The 15648-nt window shown below is 60.9% G+C and carries 16 protein-coding genes, 1 pseudogene and 1 riboswitch; of the genes and pseudogenes, 9 read left to right on the top strand and 8 right to left on the bottom strand.

All coding sequences use genetic code 11. The features are described from left to right. Nucleotides 1-260: 260 nt before the first annotated feature. Nucleotides 261-494 carry a hypothetical protein gene (locus HX801_RS07130; RefSeq protein ID WP_003216156.1) on the bottom strand — a complete coding sequence of 78 codons (234 nt, stop codon included), beginning with the start codon at nt 492-494 and terminating at the stop codon, nt 261-263. 184 nt (nt 495-678) lie between these two features. On the opposite strand from HX801_RS07130, the gene HX801_RS07125 reads away from it, so the two are divergent. Beyond that, entirely contained in the window at nt 679-1263 is a 585-nt protein-coding gene (locus tag HX801_RS07125) for a YajG family lipoprotein (RefSeq protein ID WP_003216157.1), read from the top strand. A 102-nt stretch (nt 1264-1365) separates the two neighbouring features. Here HX801_RS07125 and HX801_RS07120 read toward each other — a convergent pair whose 3' ends face one another. Then, entirely contained in the window at nt 1366-1575 is a 210-nt protein-coding gene (locus tag HX801_RS07120; protein ID WP_008434269.1) for a hypothetical protein, read from the bottom strand. Nucleotides 1576-1756: 181 nt separating this feature from the next. On the opposite strand from HX801_RS07120, the gene HX801_RS07115 reads away from it, so the two are divergent. Further along, the gene (locus HX801_RS07115) at nt 1757-2014 is read left to right on the top strand and encodes a hypothetical protein (protein ID WP_003216159.1); all 258 of its coding nucleotides are present in this window, start codon (nt 1757-1759) and stop codon (nt 2012-2014) included. A 135-nt stretch (nt 2015-2149) separates the two neighbouring features. Here the strand turns inward: HX801_RS07115 and HX801_RS07110 are convergent, their stop codons facing one another. Continuing rightward, nucleotides 2150-3313 carry a 1-acyl-sn-glycerol-3-phosphate acyltransferase gene (locus HX801_RS07110; protein WP_003216160.1) on the bottom strand — a complete coding sequence of 388 codons (1164 nt, stop codon included), beginning with the start codon at nt 3311-3313 and terminating at the stop codon, nt 2150-2152. 144 nt (nt 3314-3457) lie between these two features. On the opposite strand from HX801_RS07110, the gene HX801_RS07105 reads away from it, so the two are divergent. Genes HX801_RS07105 through HX801_RS07095 form a run of 3 tightly spaced genes read left to right on the top strand, consistent with a single transcriptional unit; the run spans nt 3458 to nt 4565 of the window. Next, entirely contained in the window at nt 3458-3637 is a 180-nt protein-coding gene (locus HX801_RS07105; RefSeq protein WP_102369897.1) for a CPXCG motif-containing cysteine-rich protein, read from the top strand. A gap of 10 nt (nt 3638-3647) precedes the next feature. Beyond that, nucleotides 3648-3908: a putative signal transducing protein gene (locus tag HX801_RS07100; protein ID WP_017477710.1), complete on the top strand. Its 261-nt coding sequence runs from the start codon at nt 3648-3650 to the stop codon at nt 3906-3908. Nucleotides 3909-3944: 36 nt separating this feature from the next. Then, complete coding sequence (locus tag HX801_RS07095) at nt 3945-4565, top strand: SOS response-associated peptidase (RefSeq protein ID WP_003216163.1); 621 nt, start codon at nt 3945-3947, stop codon at nt 4563-4565. Nucleotides 4566-4698: 133 nt separating this feature from the next. Here the strand turns inward: HX801_RS07095 and HX801_RS32225 are convergent, their stop codons facing one another. Together HX801_RS32225 and HX801_RS32220 are read right to left on the bottom strand one after the other, a co-directional pair. Next, nucleotides 4699-5442 (bottom strand): methyl-accepting chemotaxis protein, encoded by a 744-nt coding sequence (locus tag HX801_RS32225; protein WP_371135980.1) that lies wholly within the window; start codon nt 5440-5442, stop codon nt 4699-4701. Nucleotides 5443-5556: 114 nt separating this feature from the next. Beyond that, nucleotides 5557-5757 (bottom strand): annotated as a pseudogene (locus HX801_RS32220) (HAMP domain-containing protein); the annotation flags it as partial. 1332 nt (nt 5758-7089) lie between these two features. Between HX801_RS32220 and HX801_RS07085 the strand changes: the two are divergent. Beyond that, nucleotides 7090-7908 (top strand): M48 family metallopeptidase, encoded by an 819-nt coding sequence (locus HX801_RS07085; protein ID WP_003216165.1) that lies wholly within the window; start codon nt 7090-7092, stop codon nt 7906-7908. Between the two features lie 160 nt (nt 7909-8068). On the opposite strand, the gene HX801_RS07080 is transcribed toward HX801_RS07085, so the two are convergent. From HX801_RS07080 to HX801_RS07070, 3 genes are all read right to left on the bottom strand, one after another. Continuing rightward, complete coding sequence (locus tag HX801_RS07080; protein ID WP_003216166.1) at nt 8069-8653, bottom strand: TMEM165/GDT1 family protein; 585 nt, start codon at nt 8651-8653, stop codon at nt 8069-8071. Nucleotides 8654-8741: 88 nt separating this feature from the next. Beyond that, nucleotides 8742-8861: riboswitch (yybP-ykoY riboswitch) on the bottom strand. A 51-nt stretch (nt 8862-8912) separates the two neighbouring features. After that, a complete protein-coding gene (locus HX801_RS07075) occupies nt 8913-9911 on the bottom strand; it encodes a class I SAM-dependent methyltransferase (protein WP_008434258.1) in 999 nt (332 codons plus the stop codon). A 30-nt stretch (nt 9912-9941) separates the two neighbouring features. Next, complete coding sequence (locus HX801_RS07070) at nt 9942-10907, bottom strand: 2-hydroxyacid dehydrogenase (protein WP_008434256.1); 966 nt, start codon at nt 10905-10907, stop codon at nt 9942-9944. An 84-nt stretch (nt 10908-10991) separates the two neighbouring features. Between HX801_RS07070 and HX801_RS07065 the strand changes: the two genes are divergently transcribed. From HX801_RS07065 to HX801_RS07055, 3 genes are all read left to right on the top strand, one after another. Then, a complete protein-coding gene (locus tag HX801_RS07065) occupies nt 10992-11624 on the top strand; it encodes a LysE family translocator (RefSeq protein ID WP_003216169.1) in 633 nt (210 codons plus the stop codon). A 131-nt stretch (nt 11625-11755) separates the two neighbouring features. Beyond that, nucleotides 11756-13438, top strand: coding sequence for a fatty acid--CoA ligase (locus tag HX801_RS07060; protein WP_134327311.1), 1683 nt, complete (start codon nt 11756-11758; stop codon nt 13436-13438). Nucleotides 13439-13768: 330 nt separating this feature from the next. Next, nucleotides 13769-15631, top strand: coding sequence for a DUF1302 domain-containing protein (locus HX801_RS07055; protein WP_063027189.1), 1863 nt, complete (start codon nt 13769-13771; stop codon nt 15629-15631). Nucleotides 15632-15648: the final 17 nt, after the last annotated feature.

Below are 15648 nucleotides of genomic sequence, written 5' to 3'. Positions count from 1 at the left end.
GGCAAACAACTCAAGTGGCCGAGCGCATGGCAGCTCTGGCAGATTCGGGTAAAGACGATGGTTTGCAGAGAAAACAGCAAGCTCGCCAGCTTCACACGATCTGTGTGGGCGGCTCTCTGTGGGCGGTGCGGGGGAGCTAATACAAGTGCATTAGCGATGCTGCGAGGCCCGATCAGGAGACGTCCTTATAATCGGGGGGAGATTGTAGCGAAGAAATGCGCGCAAATGGACGTGTTTAATGACTTTTATTAGCAGTCTGGTCAGGAGGCCAACGCGTGCCGTGCCTGTGGCTGCGAAACCCGGGGGCTGACGCGCGCGCTGGCGGGCAGCGGGCGGTGCATCCAGCTCAGGCGGGTCTCTTCGACTTCGACCCAGCCTTCACCGACGGGCGGCAGGCTGCACTGCTTGAAAGCCTGGCAGCAGCCTTGGGCGTCGAGCAGGGCAAAGTGGCGATGGCTGGCGTGGGAAAAGAACAAAGATTTGAGAAGGCGCATGGCTGTGTACCCGGTTCGTTACATGCTGCGAAGGTTGGCAGTCTGGCATGACATTGAGGTGACGGTTCTGTGTGAAAATTGTAATTTCGCCGACAGTTCAGGCGCCGTTCAGGAATTCTGGTGAGTGGCGAGCGCTCACCGTTATACTGGCGCCCTGTTTGCATCTAGTCCTGGAGAAATGAGTATGTTGCAACGCCTGTTGTTCGGTTTGATCACTGTGACCAGTTTGACCCTGGTTGGCTGCGCCCACAGCCCGCAACAACTCAGCCCGCAACCGAAAATCACCACCCAGCTGGCGCCTGTCGGCCATGGCCAGCCGGTGTCGGTGCGTGTGGTTGACGGTCGTCCGTCGCCGACCCTCGGCACCCGTGGCGGCCTGTACCCGGAAACCAGCGCCATTACGGTGACCGGTGCGGACGTGCTGCCCAAGCTGCAAGCCCAGGCCGAAGCGGCCGTGCGCCTGTTGGGCTTCACCCCTTCCAACTCGCCAGGTGCGCCACAACTGACCATCACCCTGGCCGAGCTGAAGTATCAGTCGCCCAAGGAAGGCCTGTACGTGACTGAAGCCACCATCGGCGCGACCTTCAAGTCCGACGTGACTGCCGGTACCCGTCGCTACAGCGGCCGTTACGGCGCATCCCTGGACCAGCGCTTCGGCATGGCGCCGAACCAGGAAACCAACACCAAGCTGGTCAGCGACGTGTTGAGCGATGCCCTGACGCGCCTGTTCAAGGACCCGAGCATCGGTTCGCTGCTCAGCTCGCAGTAACCGTCAGGCGGGCGCGGAGCGCCCCAGTCGGCATTCCTTTGCGGCGCGTGGGAACGATGACCGGGCTCAGCGATGAGCCCGGTTTTTTTACGCCTGCCGTTTTCATGCAGCCGTTTCGACATAAAAGTCCAGCACACTCACGCCAGTGAGCAAGTCCAGCTCCGGCAGGTCGGCATGTTGATGCCCGCCGAGGGCGCAATACACCAGCCAGTGGCGGTCCTGCACATTGAACGCGAGGCCGCCCACCAGGGCCTCTTGCTCATCGCTTGGGGCAATCAGATACAGCCGATCCTGGTTCTGCGCGTGCAACATGACAAGCTCCCGGGCTTTCGAAGGGCAACAGAGTGGCTTGTTAAGGTGACGTTCAGGTGACGCTGTAAATTACTGGATACATTAGCCGTCAATGGGGAAGGAGTAATGACGCGCAGGCGGCGCATATCATTCAGGTTTGTATCTGGATTGATACCAAGACACTGATACATCGAGGTTTGCGATGTCGCTGACCGCACTACTGCTCAATTCCCTTGCCCTGTTACTGGCCTGCCCGGCGGCATGGCTGCTGTTTGTCACGCGCCTGCATGAACAGCGCGCGATGGCCCGCCTTGCCGCGCAAAGCGAACTGCGTGCCATTGATCAGCCAATGCTGTATCTGGACGTGTTGACGCAGCGTACCTATCGCCTGTTCTACCGGTTGGGGTTTGCCTGTCTGGGGCTGGCGTTGCTGGTGTCCTTTCTTAGTACCCGATTGTAGGAACACCCTAAAAACAACTGTGGGAGCGGGCTTGCTCGCGAAAGCGCGGTGTCAGTCAATACATGATTGGCTGATCCACCGCCTTCGCGAGCAAGCCCGCTCCCACATTGGGTTTGCGCTGTTGCTGGTACCGGGTTACAGGGCAATCCCGGCCTTGACCCGGTACTGATTCCTCACCGGCGTCGCGTATTGCAACACCAGATACGGCCGATGCTCGGCCGGGCACGCATTCAAGCGCCGCTCCCACTCTGCCTTTGCCTTGGCCAACTCGTCCGCCGGGAATACCTCGGCTGCGGTCGGTACCTGCAATTGCGGATCGGCATCGCTCCATTGGGCGTACGCCAGGTAATGCACCGGGAACAACCGATACCCACCCAGGATCTGCCGGTCCATTTCGATCGCCAACAGCTTGGTGTCTTCGAACGCCTCGGTGACCGGCGGCGCGAAGTTGACGTGTACCCGGCCCTTGTAGCCGGTGATGCCCAGGGCGATGCTCACGTCATCTTCCCCCGGCGCCTTGCTGTAGGTGCCGGTGGTGGCGCGGATGTACAGCTCGCGGGCCTTGGCTGCGTCGCACGGGTCGTATTCGTAGCTGATGGACACGGGCGTCAGGTTCAGTGACTGGATGACCTCGGCGAACGGCTCGTCCTTGCGGCTCATGTGGAACATCTTGAGGATCGCCGACTCGGTGCGATCATCCCCGTCCTTGGCGCGGCCTTCGGCCTGGGCGATCCAGATCGACTGGCAGTCGTTGCGAATCGAATGGTTGATGTAGGCCGACAGCAACTGATAGGCCGCCATCTTCTCTTTGCGCCCGGTGATCGAGCGGTGCACGATGAAACTCTTGTTCAGGCGCATCAGGTCGCTGACAAACGGCTTCTGCAGCAGGTTGTCGCCGATGGCGATGCGCGGCGTCGGCAGGCCGGCGTGGTACACGGCGTAGTTGACGAAGGCCGGGTCCATCACAATGTCGCGGTGGTTGGCCAGGAACAGGTAGGCGCTGCCGGACTTGAACTGCTCCACGCCGGTATAGGTCACGCCGTCGGTTGCCCGCTCGATGGTGTGGTCGACGTAAAACTCGACTTTGTCCTGCAGCGTGGCCACGGTGGTGACGCCGGCGAACTCACGGCGCAGTTTATGAGCGATCATCGGCTTGAGCAGCCAGCCGAAAGCGCCGGCAAAGCGCGGGAAGCGAAAGTGGGTCAGGATGTCCAGAAAGGCCTTGTCACTGAACAGTCGGGCCAGCACTGCCGGGACTTCGCTGTCGTTGTAAGGTCGGATGGTATCGAATTCGCCCATCATGCTCTCTTGTTAGAAACGGCTAGGGTAAGTAAAGGTTTGGAACAATAAATATCAGGGCGTGGTCCGGGCAATTGGCCGGGACGAAAAATAGCCCTGTAAATAGACCGGCGATTATACGCACAAGTCACCTTGGAGACCGCGATGGAAGAGGAGTCGTACGAATGTCCTTATTGTGGAGAGGTAGTCACGGCGCTACTGGACCTGTCGGCGGGCGATCAGGAATATATTGAGGACTGCCCGGTGTGCTGCCGGCCCATTGTTTTCGAGCTGCAGGTTCATGACGACGAATGGATGCTCAACGTGCGCAGCGAGAACGAATAAAGGTACGCCCATGCAGCGAATCTACGAGCCGGAAAACCTGATGGAAGGCGAGCTGCTGCAAGGCATGCTCGAAAGCGAGGGCATCACCGCGCACCTGGTGGGGCGCGATTTGCTCGGGGGTACCGGCGAACTGCCGATCTATGGCCTGCTGGCGCTGGCGGTGGAGAACGACCAGGCCGCCTACGCCCGCGAGCTGATCACCGCCTACAACGGTGCGCAACCACTGCCCGGTGATGAACCCGACAGCTTTCCCGACGTGCTGGTCTGTTAGGCTGTCGGCCAGTTTCTCCAAGAGTCGTGTTGCCCCATGTGTGGACGTTATGCCCTGTTTCGCTGGAACCCCGCGTTTGCTGCCTTGCCGGGCTTCCCGGCCGACCAGCAGGCCCAGTGGAACATCTCTCCCAATGACTCGGTGCTGATCCAGCGCCTGAGTGACGGCCAGCACACCCTGGCGCGGGCGCGCTGGGGCCTGACGCCGCCCTGGCTGACCGATCTCTCTCGTACACCGGCCCATGCCCGGGCGGAAACCCTTGCCGAACAGCCGATGTTTCGCGAAGCGTTTCGCCAGCGCCGCTGCCTGCTTCCGGCCAATGGTTTCTACGAATGGCGCGGCACCCAGCGCAAGCGCCCGTACTGGCTGACGCCGGGGGAGGGCAGCACGCTGTTCTTTGCGGCGATCTGGGAGGCGTATCCGGTGCAGGAGCAGGTTTGGTTGAGTACGGCGGTGGTGACCCAGGCGGCGCAGAGTCAGCGCCGACCGTTGATTCTGGATGCGGCGGGGCAGGCAGCCTGGCTGAACCCCGAGACGCCGCTGCACACCTTGCAGGCCTTGTTGGCCAGTGAACCCACCGCGTTGCGCGAGCGGGTGCTGGCCAATATGGTCAACGATCCGAAGCTGAATGGACCGGAGTGCCTGACGCCGGGTTGAGCGTTGTGTTGAATCGGCCGGCCTCTTCGCGAGCAAGCCCGCTCCCACATTTGATTGCATTTCAACTGAAGGAATGCGATCGAATGTGGGAGCGGGCTTGCTCGCGAAGGCGCCCGAAAGGGCGCCGCTTGACTCAAACCTTGAACTGATTGATCAACCGCCGCTGCTGCTCCGCCAGCTTGGTCAGGTCTGCGCTGGCCGCGCTCGACTCATCCGCTCCGCCGGCCACTTCATTGGCCACCTGTCCGATATTGATCACGTTACGGTTAATGTCCTCGGCCACCGCGCTCTGTTCCTCGGCGGCGCTGGCGATCTGGGTGTTCATGTCGTTGATCACCGACACTGCCCGGGTAATGGTCTCCAGCGCCTGAGCCGCCTTGGCCGCGTGCTGCACGCTTTCATCGGTGCGGTTCTGGCTGTCTTCCATCACTCGCACCACGTCGCGGGTGCCCTGCTGCAGTTGCTGGATCATGGCCTGGATTTCTTCGGTAGCCTTCTGGGTCTTCTGCGCCAGGTTGCGCACCTCGTCGGCCACCACCGCAAACCCGCGCCCTTGCTCACCGGCCCGTGCGGCTTCGATTGCCGCGTTGAGCGCCAGCAGGTTGGTCTGCTCGGCAATCCCGCGAATCGCCGTGAGGATGGCATTGATGTTCTCGCTGTCCTTGGCCAGCGCCTGCACCACACCGACCGCCTTGCCGATTTCCTCGGCGAGGGCGCCGATGGAGGTGGAGGTGTCGCGCACAATCTGCATGCCCTGGCTCGCCGCTTGATCAGCGTGGCTGGCGGCCTGTGCGGCCTGGGTGGCGTTGCGCGCCACGTCCTGTGCGGTCGCGGTCATCTCGTGCACGGCGGTAGCCACCTGGTCGATCTCGACCATTTGCTTGTGCACGCCCTGGTTGGTACGAATCGCAATGTCGGCGGTGTGCTCCGACGAGTCGCTGACCTTCTGCACCGAACTCACCACCTGGGTAATCATCCCCTGCAACTTGGCCAGGAATGTATTGAAGCCGCTGGCAATCGCCCCCAGTTCGTCGGCGCGATCACTGGTCAGGCGCCGGGTCAGGTCGCCTTCGCCCTGGGCGATGTCATTGAGCATCGCCACCATTTGCTTGAGCGGCCGGGCAATCCCGTGGCCCACCAGCCAGATCACCAGCAAGCCAATGCCGGCGATCAGCAGACCGGCCACGGCCATGCCGAAAATATCGGTTTTGCGCTGGGCGTCGAGGTCGTGCTGCATCGCCTGCAGGTCGGCCATTACCGCACTCAGGGGCAGTTGCAGGAGCAGGGTCCAGCGGGCGTCGGTCTGGCCGATGTTGAACGGCAGGAACAGCTCGATATGCCCGTGTTGCTTGTCCACGTCGTAGCGCACTTCGCCGATCTTCAACTGGCCGAGGTTGGCCAACTCGTTGCTGTCGAGCAGATCGCTGGCTTTTTCTCCCAGCTTGCTGGCGTCCTTGGTGTAGGCCACCAGGCGGCCGTTGCTGGAGATCAGCGCCAGTTCACCGGCGCCGTTGTACAAATTCTGATCAGCCTTGGTGAGCATTTCCTGGATGAAGTTCACCGACAGGTCGGCACCGACGATGCCCTGGAAGGTGCCGTCGATCATGATCGGTTCGATAAACGAAGCGAGCATCACCATTGCGTTGCCCACCTTGTAGGGGGCCGGGTCGATGGCGCAGGGCTTTTTGCTTTCCTTGGAGCACAGGTAGTACTCACTGGCGCGCACGCCGGTGGACAGGATGGTCTGGTCGGCCACGTCAGCCAGTTTGTCCAGGCCCAGGCTGCCGTCGGCATTACGGAACCACCACGGCAGGAAGCGGCCGTTGGTTTCGATGCCGACCACCTGGCTGTTCACGTAGGCAGCATCGTTGTGGTCGATGGCGTTGGCTTCCCAGCCTATATAGGCGCCAAGAATCTTCGGGTTACGCACCACGGTTTCGTGGATCAGGTTGATCAGCTGTTCGCGGGAGACCGCCAGTTGCGGGTTGCCGTTGGCGTCTTTCATGCCCATCAGGGCGTTGGCGGTGGCCAGGCCCTTGGCCGTCACCAGCGGCGCTTCGAGTTCGCGCTGGATCAGCGTCGCCTGGGTTTGCGCCAGGGCGGTCAGGCGCTGCTCGATGATTTGTTCGAATTGACCCTGGGTGCGTTCCTGCACCATCTCCTGGGTGCGCGCCCCGGCGAACAAGGCATACAGCACCAACACCGCCACCACGCTCAGGACAATGGCCCCGGCCAGTGCCGCGACAGAAAATTGAATCGACTTGAACTTCATGACGGCTCCGAACGCAGGGGGAGATTGGCTGCTTGTGTATATCGGCCGCGGGCGGGGGAGACATGAGGGCCATTACCTCAAAATGGCTGTGCCGGATGGGCGAATGTCGTAAATGGAATGGTTGCCAGCGTTTGTGAATTTTTTGCGGCAGTGTGGGATGTATCTGAAATCAGGTGGCTATACGTCTGTTGTATCTGGCGTCGATACAATTGGCCGACTACGATACGCGCCATGTTTTCAGGGAGCAGGTTGATGAAAAAGACAGTGGCGGTATGTGCGTTGGGCGCGGCTTTGTTGCTCGCCGGTTGTCAGTCGGTCAACACCACCAGCGGCGGCGCCGTGGGCGTTGAGCGCAAGCAGTACATGTTCAGCATGTTGTCGAGCCAGGAAGTCGACCAGATGTATGCGCAGTCCTACCAGCAGACCCTGGGTGAAGCCAGCGGCAAGGGCCTGGTGGACAAGACCAGCGCCAACGCCAAGCGCGTGCAGGCGATTGCCAACCGCCTGATCGCCCAGGCGCCCACCTTCCGCCCGGATGCGGCGCAGTGGAAGTGGGAAGTGAACCTGATCAAAAGTGACGAGATGAACGCCAACTGCGGGCCTGGCGGCAAGATCTTTGTCTACAGCGCGTTGATCGACAATCTCAAGTTGACCGACGACGAACTCGCCGCCGTGATGGGCCATGAAATTGCCCACGCCTTGCGTGAGCACGGCCGCGAAGCCATGTCCAAGGCCTACGGTATCGAAATGGCGAAGCAGGGGGCCGGTGCGTTGTTCGGCCTCGGTCAGGACAGCTTGGCGCTGGCCGATACCGTGGCCAACTACGGCATGACCTTGCCCAACAGCCGCAGCAATGAAAACGAAGCGGACCTGATCGGCCTGGAGTTGTCGGCGCGTGCCGGTTACAACCCGAACGCGGCGATTACCCTGTGGAACAAAATGGCCAAGGCTTCGGAAGGCTCGCCACCTGAATTCATGAGCACCCACCCTGCCTCCGACAGCCGGATCGCCTCGTTGCAGGCGGCGATTCCGAAGGTGATGCCGTTGTATCAGCAGGCGAAAAAATCCTGATTTATAAGGCTGAAATGCAAATCTGAATGTGGGGGCCCGGCTTGTGTGGGCGTCGGGCTTGCCCGCGATGCAGGCACCTCGGTGCGTCAGTTGCACCGAGGTGATGCTATCGCAGGCAAGCCAGCTCCCACCAAAGCCCAGCCCTCATAGGGGGTTGCGTTTAGATCCAGCCGCTGCTCTGCATGGCCTTGTACACCGCAACAATGGCCAGGATGAAGAATGCCGTAGCCGCCAGTCGACGAATCAGCGTCAGCGGCAATTTGTCCGCGGCAAAATTACCCGCCAGCACCACCGGCACGTTGGCAATCAACATGCCCAGGGTGGTGCCGATAATTACCAGCCACAGTTCCGGGTATTGCGCCGCGAGCATCACGGTAGCGATCTGGGTCTTGTCGCCGATTTCCGCGAGGAAGAATGCGATCAGCGTGGTCAGGAAGGGCCCGAACTTGCGGGAAGTGCTGGCTTCGTCATCGTCGAGCTTGTCGGGCACCAGGGTCCACAGCGCCGTGGCGCAGAAGCTCGCCGCGAGGATCCAGTGCAGCACCGCATCCGAGAAGAAACTCCCGAACCAGGCCCCCACGGCACCGGCGGCCGCATGGTTGGCCAGGGTCGCGGCAACGATGCCGGCGATGATCGGCCAGGGTTTGCGAAAGCGTGCAGCGAGAATGAGTGCGAGCAGTTGCGTCTTGTCGCCAATTTCGGCCAAGGCAACGATTGCGGTAGGGACGAGCAGAGAATCCAGCATCAGGTAAGTTCCAGGGGCGGGTCGACACGGCTATGACACGTACAGCCTTCCCGCCCCGGGTAAGGTGTTCGTGTCATAGGTCTTGTCAAACCCCGGTCCGTCTGTGCGGACTCCTGGGTCGCATACGCCATGGCCTGTTGACCAAGTATGTTGACGTATGCCGGACGAGCGTGGCGCTCGTGGGAGACTACTCCCCTAGGACGGAGCGGATTCTGCCTAGGCAAAATCCATTCGGCAAGCCTTCTTTTGGAAAAAGATCTCAGCCGCGCTTGGCACGGTAAATGCGAAAACCCTGACCTTCTGCCTTGATTGCGCACACGCCAAGATGCTCTTCAATCAGCGGCTGATACTTCAGGAAGCTGTTGGCGACCAAGCGAAGTTCGCCGCCTTTTGCCAGATGTTTGGCCGCTTTTCGCAGCAGGTTCTCGGTGGCGAAATAATCGGTGTGCACCCCGACGTGGAACGGCGGGTTGCTCAGAATCGCGTTCAGATTCATCGGAGCAGCGTCGATGCCATCACCGGTCAACACCTCGGCTTCCAGGCCATTGGCCGCCAGTGTCAGGCGACTGCTGGCAGCGGCAAAGGCATCCACGTCGAGCATTGTCACCGTGTTATGCGGGTAGCGACGCTTGACCGCTGCCCCGAGCACACCCGCGCCACAACCGAAATCCAGCAAGTGACCGCTCGGCAACTTGTCCAGATGCTCCAGCAGCAATGCGGTACCGCGATCCAGCCGACCGTGGCTGAACACGCCCGGCAGGCTCACCACCTTGAGCGGGCCCTCAGCCAGCGGCACCTCGAACACCTGCGCCAGGCTCTCCAGTTCTACCGGCTCGGGGGCGTTGGCCACCGTCACCAGCCACAACTGGCAGTGCCGCGCGTTGTCGAGCTTGCGCGGCTTGCCGAACGGATTCAGTTGCTTGGCCGCGCTTTCGATGCCGCCTTTCTTCTCCCCCACCAGGTACAACTCCTTGCCGGGCAAACGCGCCGCCACGGCATTGAGCAGGTAGTCGGTGAGGTCCTTGGACTTGGGCAGGAACACCACCGCGGTCTCGAACGAACGCTCGGGCACGTTCACACCGAACTGGCTGCGCTCGGCAAAACGTGCGTCCAGTGCGGCCTGGTCGCCGGCGTGCCAGCTCCAGCCATGGGCATTGGGCAGGCGGCCCAGCAGGTCGTCGGCGGGCAAGCCCACCAGCAGCACGTCGCCTTGAAAAAGTTCGGCCTGGCGAAGCAGTACTTCACTGCGCGGATCCATGGTCTGCTCCTTGAAAAGGGGCGCAGTTTATCAACTGACGACGCGCAGCGGGGCGCCGCTGAAAAAGCCCTCGGCGTTTTCGATCAATTGGCCAACGATCCGCTGCCGCGCTTCGCGACTGCCCCAGGCGTTGTGCGGGGTTACGATCAAGCGCGGGATGTCGCCGGCCAGCAGCGGGTTGCCGTTGACTGGGGGTTCGACACTCAACACATCGGTCGCCGCGCCGCCCAGATGACCGCTGCGCAGGGCATCGGCCAAGGCCTGTTCGTTGATCAAGCCACCACGGGCGGTGTTGACGATAAACGCGCCGGGCTTGAGCAAGGCGAGTTCACGGGCACCGATAAAGTCGCGGGTGTGTTCGTTGAGCGGGCAGTGCAGGGTCAGTGCGTCAACCTGCGCCAGCAACTCGTCCAGCGGTACGCGATCGGCACGGGCCGGACGGCCTGGAATGGCGCCCAGGATCACGCGCATGCCAAAGGCTTCAGCCAGGCGCGCAACGGCACCGCCCAATTCACCATGGCCCAGGAGCCCGAGGGTTTTGCCTTCCAGTTCGACGATCGGGTAGTCCAGCAGGCAGAACTGCTTGGCTTGTTGCCAGTGCCCCGCCTGCACATCCCGTTGATAGTCGTTCAGGCGCGTCGCCAGGTTCAGCAGCAGCATGATCGTATGCTGCGCCACCGATGGCGTGCCGTAACCCTGGCAATTGCTCACGGTAACGCCGTGGGCGCGGGCGGCAGCGAGGTCGACGTTGTTGGTGCCGGTGGCGGTCACCAGGATCAGCTTCAGCTCGGGGCAGGCCGCCAGGGTCTCGGCATTCAGCGCGATCTTGTTGCTGATGGCCACCTGCGCGCCTTGCAGGCGTTCGATAATGTTTTCGGGTGTGGTCTGCTGGTGCAGGCTCAGTTCGCTGAAGAGTGCCTGCAACCCGCTGAGGTCCAGGTCCCCGAGGTCCAGGGAAGGGTGATCAAGGAAGACGGCGCGGCGATTGTTCGTCATCAACTGTACCTTTTGCGGCGGGATTCGAAGGCGTAATCTGCCGAGCCTATCAGATGAAATAATCAGTTACTTCCTGGAGTGTGCATGTACCTCACCGAGTTCTTGACCGTGGCACTGATTCACCTGTTGGCGGTGGCCAGCCCTGGCCCGGATTTCGCCGTGGTGGTACGTGAAAGCGTGACCCATGGCCGACGGGCCGGCACCTGGACGGCGTTGGGCGTCGGTTCGGCGATTTTCCTGCACGTGGGGTATTCGCTGCTGGGCATCGGCTTGATCGTGTCCCAGTCCATCGTGCTGTTCAATGCGCTGAAATGGGCGGCGGCGGCCTACCTGCTGTACATCGGCTTCAAGGCCCTGCGCGCCCAGCCGGCCAAGCCTGCCAGTGAAGAAGACCTGCACCTGGAAGCGGGCGAGCGCACTGCCCGTGGTGCGTTTACCTCGGGTTTTGTCACCAATGGCTTGAACCCCAAGGCCACGCTGTTCTTCCTGTCGCTGTTCACCGTGGTGATCAATCCCCACACGCCGTTGGCGGTCCAGGCCGGTTACGGCGTGTACCTGGCCGTGGCGACCGCGATCTGGTTTTGCCTGGTGGCCATGCTGTTCAGCCAGCAACGCGTACGCGCCGGTTTTGCACGCATGGGCCACTGGTTCGACCGCACCATGGGCGCGGTGCTGATTGCCATCGGTGTGAAGCTGGCCTTTACCAGCATGAAATAAGCCGGATGCTGGCTCAAAGCTAGCATTCATTGGGTTCTGCAAATCATTCCTTTGGCTGATTTGGCTGAAACATAAGCGCTCTAAAGTGCAGATGTTTCAGCCAAGACCGTGCAGTCAGATAAGGGATTCGTATGTTGCAGACTCGTGTTATCCCGCCCGCCGAAGGCGCCTACCAATACCCGCTGTTGATCAAACGCCTGTTGATGTCCGGGACACGCTACGAGAAGACCCGGGAAATCGTCTACCGCGACCAGTTGCGCTACACCTATCCGACGCTGATCGAGCGCGTCGCCCGCCTGGCCAATGTGCTGACCGAGGCCGGGGTCAAGGCCGGTGATACCGTGGCCGTGATGGACTGGGACAGCCACCGCTACCTGGAATGCATGTTTGCCATTCCGATGATTGGTGCGGTAATCCACACCATCAACGTGCGCCTGTCCCCGGAACAGATTCTGTACACCATGAACCACGCCGAGGACCGCTTTGTGCTGGTCAACAGCGAGTTCGTGGGGCTCTACCAGGCCATCGCCGGCCACCTCACCACCGTCGACAAAACCCTGCTGCTCACCGACGGCGCGGACAAAACCGCCGAGCTGCCGAACCTGGTGGGTGAGTACGAAACATTGCTGGCGGCGGCGAGCCCCCGCTACGACTTCGAGGATTTCGACGAAAACTCCGTCGCCACCACCTTCTACACCACCGGCACCACGGGCAATCCCAAGGGCGTGTACTTCACCCACCGCCAACTGGTGCTGCACACCATGGGCGTGGCGACCATCATGGGCAGCGTCGACAGCGTGCGGCTGTTGGGCACCAACGACGTCTACATGCCGATCACTCCGATGTTCCACGTGCACGCCTGGGGCTTGCCGTATGTGGCGACCATGCTCGGCCTGAAGCAGGTTTATCCAGGCCGTTACGACCCCGAATACCTGGTGGAGCTGTGGCGCAAGGAGAAGGTCACCTTCTCCCATTGTGTGCCGACCATCCTGCAAATGGTGCTCAACGCCAAGGCCGGCCAGGGCGTGGATTTCGGCGGATGGAAAATCGTCATCGGTGGCAGCGCCCTCAATCGTTCGCTGTATGAAGCCTCCAAGGCCCGCGGGATTCAGCTGACGGCGGCGTACGGCATGTCCGAGACCGGGCCGCTGGTGTCCTGTGCCCACCTCAATGAAGAACTGATGGCCGGCACCGAAGACGAACGCACCACCTACCGCATCAAGGCCGGCGTACCCGGGCCATTGGTGGAAGCGGCGATCATCGATGGCGAGGGCAACTTCCTGCCCGCCGACGGTGAATCCCAGGGCGAGCTGGTGCTGCGCGCGCCATGGCTCAGCGAAGGCTATTTCAACGAGCCGCAGAAGGGCGCCGAGTTGTGGGCCGGCGGCTGGATGCACACCGGCGATGTGGCCACCCTCGATGCCTTCGGCGTGATCGATATTCGCGACCGCATCAAGGACGTGATCAAGACCGGCGGCGAGTGGATCTCCTCCCTGGCGCTGGAAGACCTGGTCAGCCGTCACCCGGCGGTACGCGAAGTAGCGGTGGTGGGGATTGCCGACCCGCAGTGGGGCGAGCGCCCGTTTGCGTTGCTGGTGGTGCGTGATGGCCATGTGATAGGGGCCAAGGAGCTCAAGGAACATCTCAAGCCATTCGTGGAATTGGGCCACCTGAGCAAGTGGGCGATTCCAAGCCAGATCGCCGTTGTTACGGAAATTCCCAAGACCAGTGTCGGCAAGCTCGACAAAAAACGTATCCGTATCGACATCATCGAATGGCAGGCCAACAACAGCACCTTCCTCTCTACCCTCTGACGCTGCTTGCCGTGCCCTCGCGGGCACGGCAGCGCTCTAGTCCAAGCCTTCACTTGTGATTTGCCAATTTTCAGCCATCCTTGCCGCGCTGGCTATCGCCGGCATGGCGAAAGGGTTGTGGCAGACGGGTTGGTGATGCAAATCACACTTTAGAGGGATCAAGCGCTACCCCCTGCTGGCTATAGTCCATCCCAGAGTTTTTCAAGGTGCGGTGCTGTGAACCTGGCGGGTTCATCTGTTCGCCCGGCATTGGAATCGTTGTATTCCGGCCGTTACAAGCCCTTAGAAACGACTCACTGCCATAACAATAATGCACATGGAGTAGCGTCGATGATCTCAGCACACCAGTTCTGGCGCCGGGCAAAACTGCCTTTGGCCGTCAGCCTCGCCTCTACGCTCGCCGGGCCCGCATTCGGCGTCAGTTTCAACATCGGTGAAATCGAAGGCAGCTTCGACTCGTCCCTGTCGGTCGGGGCCAGTTGGTCGACGGCGGGTCGCAATAAAGACCTGATCGGTGCCAACAACGGTGGCAGGGGGTTGTCGCAAACCTCGGATGACGGTCATCTGAACTTCGACAAGGGTGATTCCTTCTCGAAGATCTTCAAAGGCATTCATGACCTTGAGTTGAAATACGGCGACACCGGCGTGTTTGTCCGGGGCAAGTACTGGTATGACTTCAAGCTTAAAGACGACGACCTCGATTTCAAGAACATCAGCGACAACAACCGCCCAACAGGCGCCCGATCTTCCGGCGGGCAGATTCTCGACGCCTTCGTCTACCACAACTACTCGATTGGTGATGAACCGGGTTCCGTACGGTTGGGCAAGCAGGTAGTGAGCTGGGGTGAGAGCACGTTCATTGGTGGCGGTATCAACGCCATCAACCCGATCGACGTGGCTGCATTCCGTCGTCCGGGAGCCGAGATCAAGGAGGGCCTGATTCCGGTCAACATGTTCTACCTGTCGCAAACGCTGACCGACAACCTGTCGGCTGAAGGCTTCTATCAGATCGGTTGGGACAAGACCGTGACCGATAACTGCGGCACGTTTTTCTCGCAGCCCGACATCATTACCACCGGCTGTAACGATAATTTGCGGGTGTTGAACAAGCGTTCCACGATCAATCCGGCCGCTTTGCCGAGCTTGGCCGCCTTGGGCGTCGACGTTAATGACGAGGGCGTCCTGGTGCGCCGCGGTCCGAACCGTAACGCACGTGACGGCGGCCAATACGGCGTCGCAATGCACTATAACTTTGAGCCGCTGGACACCGAGTTCGGCGCCTACTACATGAACTACCACAGCCGTGCGCCGATTTTCAGTGCAACTGGCGCGCCTCAGTCGGTCTACGACAGAGCCAGGCCTTTGGGTCAGGCAGCTGCACTGGTGGTGGCGGGCAACTCGCAATACTTCGTTGAGTATCCGGAAGACATCCACCTCTTTGGCTTGAGTTTCTCCACCACGTTGCCTACCGGCACGGCATGGAGCGGCGAGTTGAGCTACCGGCCCAACGCGCCTGTGCAATTGAACTCCACCGACATCCTGTTTGCCGGCGTTCGCCCTCTGGGCTTCCCGGTGCTCAAGGATGCTTCGTTGTTAAGCGGTGTACCAGGCCAGGATTTGCATGGTTATCGCCGTAAGGAAATCACTCAACTCCAAACCACGTTCACCCACTTCTTTGACCAGGTCATGGGCGCCAGCCGCCTGACGCTGGTGGGCGAAGTCGGTATGACCTATGTCGGCGGGTTGGAGAGCAAGTCCAAGGTTCGCTATGGCCGTGATCCGGTGTTTGGCCCGGGTACCCTGCCTAACGGCGCGTGTGCGGCATTGAACAACTCTACCGCCCAAGGTGCTGGCCTTCCCAATGCCAACGGCCTGAACACCAGTTGCAACAACGACGGCTTCACTACTGCAACTTCGTGGGGCTACCGTGGCCGTGCGATCTGGGAATACCCGGATGTGTTTGCCGGCGTCAACCTCAAACCCAACGTGGCCTGGTCCCATGACGTTAAGGGTTACTCGCCTGGCCCTGGCGGTAACTTCGAGGAAGGCCGCAAGGCGATCAGCCTCGGGCTGGACGCCGAGTACCAGAACACTTACACCGCGAGCCTGGCCTACACCAACTTCTTTGGTGGCGACTACAGCACCGTGGACGACCGCGACTTTGTCGCCTTGAGCGTCGGCGTGAACTTCTAAGCACACTCTCTTTAAGC

Source organism: Pseudomonas sp. G1002, assembly GCF_013385455.1.
Taxonomy (GTDB): Bacteria; Pseudomonadota; Gammaproteobacteria; order Pseudomonadales; family Pseudomonadaceae; genus Aquipseudomonas.
Note: the sequence above shows the minus strand (reverse complement) of the source record. Positions and strands in the feature narration are given on the sequence as shown.

Excerpts from the sequence above, each read along its gene's own strand:
- HX801_RS07120 (WP_008434269.1), bottom strand. The coding sequence starts at position 1,575 with ATGTTGCACGCGCAGAACCAGGATCGGCTGTATCTGATTGCCCCAAGC.
- HX801_RS07100 (WP_017477710.1), top strand. The coding sequence starts at position 3,648 with ATGCAGCGAATCTACGAGCCGGAAAACCTGATGGAAGGCGAGCTGCTG.
- HX801_RS07095 (WP_003216163.1), top strand. The coding sequence starts at position 3,945 with ATGTGTGGACGTTATGCCCTGTTTCGCTGGAACCCCGCGTTTGCTGCC.
- HX801_RS07105 (WP_102369897.1), top strand. The coding sequence starts at position 3,458 with ATGGAAGAGGAGTCGTACGAATGTCCTTATTGTGGAGAGGTAGTCACG.
- HX801_RS07115 (WP_003216159.1), top strand. The coding sequence starts at position 1,757 with ATGTCGCTGACCGCACTACTGCTCAATTCCCTTGCCCTGTTACTGGCC.
- HX801_RS32225 (WP_371135980.1), bottom strand. The coding sequence starts at position 5,442 with ATGGTCGAGATCGACCAGGTGGCTACCGCCGTGCACGAGATGACCGCG.
- HX801_RS07055 (WP_063027189.1), top strand. The coding sequence starts at position 13,769 with ATGATCTCAGCACACCAGTTCTGGCGCCGGGCAAAACTGCCTTTGGCC.
- HX801_RS07065 (WP_003216169.1), top strand. The coding sequence starts at position 10,992 with ATGTACCTCACCGAGTTCTTGACCGTGGCACTGATTCACCTGTTGGCG.
- HX801_RS07070 (WP_008434256.1), bottom strand. The coding sequence starts at position 10,907 with ATGACGAACAATCGCCGCGCCGTCTTCCTTGATCACCCTTCCCTGGAC.
- HX801_RS07085 (WP_003216165.1), top strand. The coding sequence starts at position 7,090 with ATGAAAAAGACAGTGGCGGTATGTGCGTTGGGCGCGGCTTTGTTGCTC.
- HX801_RS07075 (WP_008434258.1), bottom strand. The coding sequence starts at position 9,911 with ATGGATCCGCGCAGTGAAGTACTGCTTCGCCAGGCCGAACTTTTTCAA.
- HX801_RS07060 (WP_134327311.1), top strand. The coding sequence starts at position 11,756 with ATGTTGCAGACTCGTGTTATCCCGCCCGCCGAAGGCGCCTACCAATAC.
- HX801_RS07130 (WP_003216156.1), bottom strand. The coding sequence starts at position 494 with ATGCGCCTTCTCAAATCTTTGTTCTTTTCCCACGCCAGCCATCGCCAC.
- HX801_RS07080 (WP_003216166.1), bottom strand. The coding sequence starts at position 8,653 with ATGCTGGATTCTCTGCTCGTCCCTACCGCAATCGTTGCCTTGGCCGAA.
- HX801_RS07125 (WP_003216157.1), top strand. The coding sequence starts at position 679 with ATGTTGCAACGCCTGTTGTTCGGTTTGATCACTGTGACCAGTTTGACC.
- HX801_RS07110 (WP_003216160.1), bottom strand. The coding sequence starts at position 3,313 with ATGGGCGAATTCGATACCATCCGACCTTACAACGACAGCGAAGTCCCG.